Origin of the sequence: Citrobacter sp. TBCS-14 (assembly GCF_005280805.1) — a bacterium.
In the GTDB taxonomy this organism is placed as follows: domain Bacteria; phylum Pseudomonadota; class Gammaproteobacteria; order Enterobacterales; family Enterobacteriaceae; genus Citrobacter; species Citrobacter gillenii.
The window spans coordinates 269-599 of sequence record NZ_SZWM01000560.1; the positions used below are offsets into that span (position 1 = coordinate 269).

Annotated in this window: 1 protein-coding gene; it reads right to left on the minus strand. The window is 58.0% G+C overall.

Translation table 11 applies throughout. The features are described 5' to 3' along the window. Positions 1-331, minus strand: a 331-nt coding sequence (locus FDX22_RS31430; protein WP_370317623.1) for a molybdopterin dinucleotide binding domain-containing protein, incomplete at both ends; no start/stop codon positions are given.

Genomic DNA, 331 nt, shown 5'->3' on the forward strand with positions numbered 1-331 from the left:
CGTTGACCACATCTCCCTGGCTCAGACCGCGAGCCGCCGCTTCCTCGGCGCTTAAAAACACCACATCCCGACGACCGGTAATGCCGCGATAGCGATCGTTCATACCATAAATCGTGGTGTTGTACTGATCGTGGCTGCGTAGCGTCGCCAGTATCAGCGTATCGGCAGGCTGATTTTCCCGCTCTACCGCCCGCTGATGGCTGACGATAAAGTTGGCTTTGCCATTCTCCGTTCGCCATTCACGGCGCGATGCAGGGGTATCCATACGAAACCCGCCCGGCTCGGCAATACGGGCGTTGTAATCGTGGAACGCCGGGATCACGGCTTCAAT